General features: G+C 36.4%; 7 protein-coding genes. 2 read left to right on the top strand and 5 right to left on the bottom strand.

Translation table 11 applies throughout. The features are described from left to right. Positions 1-205 precede the first annotated feature (205 nt). From R2S57_RS29945 to R2S57_RS29925, 5 genes are all read right to left on the bottom strand, one after another. On the bottom strand, positions 206-1324 hold the full coding sequence (locus R2S57_RS29945; protein ID WP_316848580.1) for a GNAT family N-acetyltransferase: 1119 nt from the start codon (positions 1322-1324) through the stop codon (positions 206-208). Between the two features lie 72 nt (positions 1325-1396). Continuing rightward, positions 1397-1594 carry a hypothetical protein gene (locus R2S57_RS29940; protein ID WP_316848579.1) on the bottom strand — a complete coding sequence of 66 codons (198 nt, stop codon included), beginning with the start codon at positions 1592-1594 and terminating at the stop codon, positions 1397-1399. Positions 1595-1681: 87 nt separating this feature from the next. Then, entirely contained in the window at positions 1682-2248 is a 567-nt protein-coding gene (scpB, locus tag R2S57_RS29935; RefSeq protein ID WP_316848578.1) for an SMC-Scp complex subunit ScpB, read from the bottom strand. Between the two features lie 250 nt (positions 2249-2498). Continuing rightward, on the bottom strand, positions 2499-5408 hold the full coding sequence (locus R2S57_RS29930; RefSeq protein WP_410479121.1) for a two-component regulator propeller domain-containing protein: 2910 nt from the start codon (positions 5406-5408) through the stop codon (positions 2499-2501). Between the two features lie 73 nt (positions 5409-5481). Continuing rightward, a complete protein-coding gene (locus tag R2S57_RS29925) occupies positions 5482-6267 on the bottom strand; it encodes a LytTR family DNA-binding domain-containing protein (protein ID WP_316848576.1) in 786 nt (261 codons plus the stop codon). Positions 6268-6391: 124 nt separating this feature from the next. Between R2S57_RS29925 and R2S57_RS29920 the strand changes: the two genes are divergently transcribed. Together R2S57_RS29920 and R2S57_RS29915 are read left to right on the top strand one after the other, a co-directional pair. Continuing rightward, positions 6392-7129 carry a ferritin-like domain-containing protein gene (locus R2S57_RS29920; protein WP_316848575.1) on the top strand — a complete coding sequence of 246 codons (738 nt, stop codon included), beginning with the start codon at positions 6392-6394 and terminating at the stop codon, positions 7127-7129. A gap of 19 nt (positions 7130-7148) precedes the next feature. Continuing rightward, positions 7149-8042 (top strand): ferritin-like domain-containing protein, encoded by an 894-nt coding sequence (locus R2S57_RS29915; protein WP_316848574.1) that lies wholly within the window; start codon positions 7149-7151, stop codon positions 8040-8042. The last annotated feature ends 277 nt before the right edge of the window (positions 8043-8319 follow it).

Here is an 8319-nt window from a genome sequence, read left to right as displayed (position 1 = left end):
CAACGAGGATTAACGAGGTCCGCATTTGTAATGCGAAATAAGGAAGTTCGATGGCGATGAAATCGCCTTTCTCCTTCATCCCCGTTACAAATGAGGACGATGAATGATCTTTTTTAATTTTATCTGTGTTTTCGGTGATTCCGAGTCAAAAATAAAAAAAGGTTCGTGGAGACACTAACCTCGGCAAGTGAAGGACCTGTTAAGATTAAAATACCTTACGCATTGTTAAATGCTTTTTGCCAAAAGTTGCACCTGTAGCTTTATGGATAGCAATCATCTGTTCGTTAAAATCGCCCACCCAACTCAATTCGAGTTCCTTATACTGGTTTTTAGGGAGCACATATTCACCTAAACGGATAAAAAGTACCGATTCTAAACCATGCTTTTGGAATTTAGGTTTGGTACCCATTACAATTGCCCTCATGCGGGTAACACCAACCCAGCGGCGGTAAGCGAATTTTAATTTTTCAATTAAACCCAGTTTACCATCAAAACCTTTGATCATTTGATTTGCATCTGGAATCAAAACCACAAAAGATGCCGGTTCGCCGTTAAAATAAGCGAATTGGATCAACTTCTCATCCATAATGGGTTCCATGCTTTTGAAACTTTCTTCAAGTGTTTCCCTTTTAATAGGAACAAAGTTTTCAAAATCCTGCCAGCCATCGTTATAAATTTCCATCAAATCGTTGATGTATTTGCTTGAATTGGCTTTGCTGAAATATTCGAAAGTATACCCTGGTTTATTTCTTACCCAATTGGCGATTTTTGTAAAACGCTCAGGGAAGGGGATGGTAAGGTTGATATGATTGGTTAATTGCTCGTATTCTGTAAGGAAGCCATATTTGTCGAAAAACTTCTGATAGTAAGGGAAGTTATAGTTCATGCCGAAAGAAGGAGGGGTAAAGCCCTCTACCAATAAACCCCAAAAAGTATCGTTTTCGCCAAAGTTAATTGGGCCATCCATTGCTTTCATGCCATTTTCGATTAGCCAGGCTTTGGCTGTGTCGAATAAAAGAAAGGCTGCTTTTTCATCATCAATACATTCAAAAAAGCCCATTCCGCCGGTTGGCTGATCGTAATGATAGGCTTTTTTCTCATTAATGAAGGCTGCTATGCGACCGATCAGTTTTCCAGCATCGTCTTTTAAAACCCAACGGGTACACTTCCCATGGGCAAAAAAAGTATTTTTTTCGGGGTTAAAAACATTTTCGACTTCACTGTCTAAAGGACAGATCCAGTTTTTGTCGTTTTTATATAAGCGTTTGGGCGTATCTAGAAAATCTTTTTTTAATGATGAATTGCTTACGGATATAACTTGCATGGGCTGATTTTAAAATAAAAAGCATCCTTCCAAGCGGGAGGATGCTTTTTCAAATATATGTTTTTTTAAATATTAATAATCGTCGTCGTCGTCATCGAAATTATCGAAGTTGTCAAGATCGTCTAATGGCAAGTCAAAATCATCATCATCATCGTCGTCTTGAGGCTTCTTTTTCGTTGTTTGAATATCGTCATCATCTTCAAGATCATCATCTTCGTCTACCTGTTTCTTGGTAGTCGGCTTTGTTGGTAGTTTCTTTGGCGCTTTCATAACACAAAAATAAAAATTGCTTTTATAGTTTAAAAATACAAAAAAACTTTTTTTAATAACAATCTGTAAGCAAAGAAATTAATTTATTTATTCCACATTTTCTCCCACCGTATTTTCCTCTTTTACGATGTCTTTTAATTGGGGAAGCTGGTTAAGGTTATTTAATCCAAAATAATCCATAAATAAACTGCTGGTGGTGTATAGAATCGGTCTGCCAGGTGTTTCGGCTTTACCTTCGATACTGATCAGTTCTTTTTCCAATAACCTTTGTACCGAATAATCTGAATTTACACCTCTGATTTGTTCGATTTCCAGTTTGGTAATCGGTTGGCGGTAGGCAATAATGGCTAAGGTTTCCATCGCGGCCTGACTTAATTTTTTCTTCGACCGGTGCAGCTGAAGTTGATTAACCGTTTCGTGGTAATCTTTTTTGGTGAGGAACTGATAGCCATTATTTAAAAAAACCAATTCGATGGCAAAATCGTCATGGCTGTATTTTTCTTTAATCAGTTCAATGCTTTCAAAAACCTGTGTTTCTACAAATTCTTCCTGGAAAACAGCATTTAAGGCAAGTATAATTTCTTGTGTACCTATACTTTGGCTGGAAGAAAATACAAGGGCTTCGATGTGCCTGGTGATGTTGTGATTGGGCATATACAAAAATAGAATTTTTGGGCATAAAAAAAGCGGTCTCGCTTTTAAAACAAGACCGCTTTCAACACACAAATGAAACCTGAATTAAGATATAGTTTTAGGTTAGGTTATTAAATATCTATATCAATTCTATAAGAACGTCTTTGATAAACACTATCGTTTATTTCTAAGACAAGTTTAAGGCTAAAGTGGGTTGGATTATGATTCTATTTAGTGAGTGGTATTAATAATTGAGTAAACGGTAAAATTTCTATTTTAACGGTATAGAAATAGATACTGTTGTACCATTTATTGTATTTTGCTTCACGTTTAAGTGTATAGGTTTTGCTCCAATCTGACCTAAAAGATGCAATCTTTCCTTTGTCAACTGCATGCCTTTGCTGATGTGGGTATCCTTTTTTTCTTTTAGAGAGTTGTCGATGCCAATCCCATCGTCAATAATTTCGATGTTCAGATAAAATTCATCCTGCAATTTAATGTTGATCTGAATTTCGCCTCCTGTTTCTTTTGGCATAATGCCATGCCATATCGCATTTTCTACATAAGGTTGTAACAACATGGAGGGGATAAAGGTTTCTTCTTTATCAATATCTTCATCAATATTAAAGACATATTCCAGTTTATCGCCAAAACGGTTTTTCTCGAGTTTTAAGTAAAGATTGAGGTATTCTAGCTCTTCTTCCAAAGAAATATAACTTTTCGTACAGATCTCTAAATTTTTTCTGATCAATCTGGCAAAACCCGTTAACACCTTGTTTGCCGAGGCGGTATTTTGCGTATTGATATAATGCTGGATGGAATTCATTACATTAAAAACAAAATGCGGGTTCATCATGGCCTGCAAGGCCTGTTGTTCCAACATCAAAACTTTGTTTTTTAACAACAATTGCTCTTGCTCTTTATCTTTTTGCTTACGGGTAATGTAAACTGCCACTTTATAGAAAATATAAGCGACAAGCAGTATTAAAATCGATAAGAACCATAAGCTTTGCCAGAAATGCTTTTGAATGGAAAAGGAAATTTTTGCCGATTGTCCCCAATTGCCGTTCTGACTTTTAGCACTTACCTCAAAAACATAATCGCCAGGTTGGAGGGAGGAGAAATCTAAACGCCTTGTTCTGGTTTCTATCCATGCCGAATTTTCATTTAGCCGGTAACGATAGGTAATATCACTTGTGGTAAAATCTACAGCGCTAAAAGTGAATAGAATCGTATTGTTACCCGTTTCGAAAGTAAAATTACCCTGATCAACAGGTAAACGTTCGTTATCCTTAATGATAGAGGTTACATATACCTTAGGCAGGTTTTTAATACTGTTTTTGTTGTTGTATTTAAATAAGATTAAACCTTTGTTCGTTGCAAAATAAGCGGTACTATCATCAATGAACAAACTATTGATGTCATCACTTAAAAGATCTTTTCCATAATCGAAATTGGCTACACTGGGTTGATCAGGATAATCTGCAATTTTATTAACGCCTTTATTGGTTAATACCCATATCTCGCTGTTTTTTACAAATATTTTAGTGCAGATGTTATTGGTTAGACCATCTTTTTGGGTAATCTGCCTGGTGATCTGATTGTTTTTGTAAAAGATTAAACCATAACCATCGGTAGCTAAAATTAATGTGCCATCCGGTAATTGCTGTATGTCATTAATTCTCTTGGTAAGTAATGGATGATTTTCGTAGTGTTTAATCAGCTTTCCTTTAGAAAATTGCGATAAACCGTTAATGTTCGAAAACCACAAACTGCCTTCTCGGTCATAAAATACATGGTAGGACCGATCTTTAAAGAAATCTTCTTTTTCGCGGTATTTTGCTGCATTAAACTCAAACTTATTCCTTCTATCCGATAAAAAAACAACACCTGAGGATAAGGCTAAGGCCAGGTGATCGTTATTTTGGCCGATGCTAAAATGTTTAATTACGAACATGGAGTTGTTCGATTCCTTTAAATATTTGACCTCGTTATTGTCATTGTAGATGTTTCTAAAAACGCCCATTCCGTAGTCAGACGCAAAATAGATCGATTGATCTTTCTGATCGAAGGTAATCTGTTTAATGGTTTTATACTTCTTAAAATCGTCTAAACCAATTTCATCCACCTGATAATTGTTGATGGTTAATACATCGATTACAGCATCATCGGTACCCAACCAGAGGCGGTTTTTTCCATCTTTGGTAATACTTTTAATTACGTTACTGCTTAATCCCGATTCTGCATCAATGATAGACAACCTGTTGTTTGCATTCGGGAGCATATAAATTCCCTGATTGGTAGCAAACCACATATTTTGGTTGCTGTCTTTAATGACTTGATTAACCGGTATATCTTGTAGGTATTGCACAGTTTTTCCGCTTTTATCTAAAGCAAAGGCACCATTGGCGTTTGATAGCCAAACTTCTTTACCCGCAACGTCGTAATAAAAATATCCCGACATGTTTTTGATCAGGTTCTGTGGAATAGGGATGAGATCGTTGATGGTTTCATGCCGATATTGTTTCAAGCCGCCAGAATCTAAATAATATAAGGATCTGTGCGCAGAATTGGCAGCAGTCATGTAGGAGAGTGGTTGTACCTTTGATTTGACCATGGAAAAGGTTTTTCCGTCAAAACGCTGAACGCTTAAGTCGCTGTAGGCAAATATATTTCCATGTTCATCTTCATGTATAAAGGCATTAATAAATTTATCATTAGGATTAGGGGAGATGTATTTTTTGATCGTTTTTCCATCCCAGCAAACAATTAGATTGGCATTTGTACCCAACCATATTTTCCCTATTCTATCCACCAAAAAAGAAACGATTACCGTATTGAAATTTAATTTTTTAAGTAACTCATCGTTATCCTGGTTGTAAAATTTGCCTTCTTTTAAATAACTCAGCTGACCATTGAGTGCGAAAAACCATAAGCGCCCTTCTTTATCTTCTTTCATCTGAAGGATCTGGGTATCTGGTAATCCATCTTCGATGGTAAAATTCTGAAAATTAGTGCCATCAAAACGGCTCAATCCATTGTCGGTGGCAATCCAGATAAAACCCTTTTTATCCTGTAAAATGTAATAACAGTTGTTGCTTGCCAAGCCATTTTTAGAGGTGTAATGTGGAAGATAGGTGGTTTGCGCAAGTGTAATTTTGGGGAATGCCAAAGCAAACACCAAAAATAAAAAAACAAAAAAAATACGTCCGAAGTTTAACTTCGGTTTAGCTAAGAGAATTTTTATATGTGGATTAATGGTCACTGTTGGCTTTAGTAAATAATTTTATTTTTTCAAAAAAATCGCTCGCTCTTCTTCTCGAAATGTTCATGCTTTCTCCGTTTTTTAAGAAAACCTGAAGTCCGTTTTTAGAATTATATTCTTTTAGATGATTAAGGTTGATGATGCTCGATTTATGGATCCTTACAAACTGATCGGTTGGCAAAAGTTCTTCAAACTCGCGTAGAACCTTCGAAACGGTTATTTTATCGTGGTTATTTAAGTGCACTATAGAGTAATTGCTATCCGCTTCAATATAAATAATGTCGTCAATATCAATCATTTTAAAACCCTGACCATAAGGAAGGGTAAGTTTCTTGATTTCTGATCTTGAGCTTAAACTGGAAGCCAGATTATTGATTCGCTCATCGTTTTCATTTTGTCCTTTAAAAAGTTTGATGTGCTGAAAAACCTTATCTACAGCAATTTTAAGCTCATCAATATCAATAGGTTTTAATAAATAATCGAGTGCGTTGGCTTTGATCGCCTTTAGGGCGTATTGATCGTAAGCGGTGGTGAAGATGACAGCAGAATTGTGTTTTTGTGCATCAGGGATTAATTCGAAACCATTACCTCCGGGCATGGCGATATCCAGAAAGATTAAATCTATAGGATGATGTGCTAAAATATCTTTTGCCTCCGCTACAGATCTTGCAATACCGGTAATCTCTACCTGTGCGCAATTCTGTTGCAGTAAAAAAAATAATGACGATCGGGCAAACTCCTCATCATCAACAATAATGGCTTTTAATGTAGTCATAGTTATAGGTTGGTGAATGTATTAAAATGGTCTTATAAAAAAAAATGCAAATCGAAAAAACCAGTATGCAAATTGTCACGTATGTATCATCAAACGAATTCAAAACCACTAAACATAGATGACTATGAAAAACAATGAACTAGAAACAAAAAGTGAACTTCGCGAAGCAAGTTTATTTGACAAAACTGTAGGCAGGAGATCTTTTCTTCAGTATGCAGGTGCAGGCGCTGCCGGTATTGCTTTAGTAGCAGCTGGTTGTAAAAAAGACCGCGGTTACGATAACCCAACAATGAATGGGGGAGTAACATTAGATTTTAAAGATGATGTCGGTGTATTGAATTATGCTTATGCTTTAGAACAATTAGAGGCAGCATTTTATATTCAGGTTGCCAATAGTAACACTCAATTTACGGGTGCTAACGCTGCTGCGAAAAAAGCATATTTCCAGGATATTCAGTTTCACGAGATTGCACACAGAGAGTTTTTTAAAGCTGCTTTAACGACATCTGCAATCGGAAGTTTAGAAGTTGATTTTTCTTCAATTGATTTTACCAGCGAAGCAAGCGTATTAGCAGCTGCAATGGCTTTTGAAGATTTAGGTGTTTCAGCATACAACGGTGCCGGACCAAGAATTAAAACTGGAGCCTATTTATTATTAGCTGGTAAGATTGTTTCGGTTGAAGCCCGTCACGCAGCATATGTTCGTGATTTGATTTCAAACGGATCATTTGCAGACCTTAATAGCCTTGCACCATTGGGCGCTAATAATTCAGCAGGTTTGGATGCTGCATTAGCTCCAGATAAGGTGTTAGCCGCGGCCGGAAAATATGTTAAAACCAAAATTAATGTAATCAATCTTTAATTTTTAAAATCAGAAAATCATGAATATCGTAAATATATTAGAAGAAATTGAAAAAGTTGATGGTGAAATCTATGAGAGATTAAATCCGAGAAGAGCCGCAATGAAAAGCTTTTTCAACATGGGTAAAAAAATCTCATTGGCCGCTATGCCACTGGCTTTAGGCTCAATGTTTCAAAAAGCTTACGGACAAACTACTTTGCCTGCAGCAGTTGTAGATGTATTAAACTTTGCTTTATCGTTAGAGTACTTGGAATACCATTTTTATAACCACTGTATTGTTGGGAAAACTCCCGGATCAGCTGTAACAGATGTTACTTTTAATTTTCCAAATGCAGCCAGCCAAGCTGCCATTACTACCATTCGTGATCACGAAAAAGCGCACGTTGATTTATTAATTGGTGCCTTGGGCGCTTCAGCTCGCGCACCTATCGCTTACGCGGATACTGATTTTAGGGCGGGTGGGGCATTTGCTTCTGTTTATAGTGATTATGGTACTTTTTTAGCTGTAGCACAAGGTTTTGAAGATACAGGTGTTAGAGCATATAAAGGACAAGCTGGAAACTTATTGGGTAGTCCTGTATTGCAAACTGCTTTACAGATCCACTCTGTAGAAGCGCGTCACGCTTCGCATATTCGCCAGATGCGTACTGCAGCAGCGAATGGTACAGCTGTTTACAAACCATGGGTTAGCCTTGGCGCTTCCGGACAGGCAAATGATTCAGGTGTTGCTGCTGTTGATGCTGTTTATGCTGGTGAAGATTTAACCGTACAAGCTGGTGCAAATATTGTAGGTATTGGTGGTAATGCAGGTATTACAAAAGCTATTGCAGTAGAGAGTTTTGATGAGCCTTTAGATAAAGCAAGTGTAGTTACCATTGCCAACTTATTTTTAAGAGACGGTAAAAAACTATAGTAACATCCAAAATATTTACATTATTGATTAGGTAATGTTTAGTTTAAGGTAGGGAGGTAGAATTAAGTTCTGCTTCCCTTTATTATTTTACCTCCATATTGTATTTACCAAGTCCTAGAATCTTAAATTTTTTACAAATAAATTTTGTGACAGTTTTTTTGTGACATTTTTTTTTGTCACAAAAAAAAAGTGTCACAAGTTTGTGAGCAAATCTTCATCGTTGATAAAAATTGACACAGAAAATAGTGTAAATGATAATGTTGTAGATAGCTTATTT

It is taken from the genome of Pedobacter psychrodurus, from assembly GCF_032678585.1.
Classification (GTDB): domain Bacteria; phylum Bacteroidota; class Bacteroidia; order Sphingobacteriales; family Sphingobacteriaceae; genus Pedobacter; species Pedobacter psychrodurus_A.
This window is presented reverse-complemented; position numbering and strand designations above follow the sequence as displayed.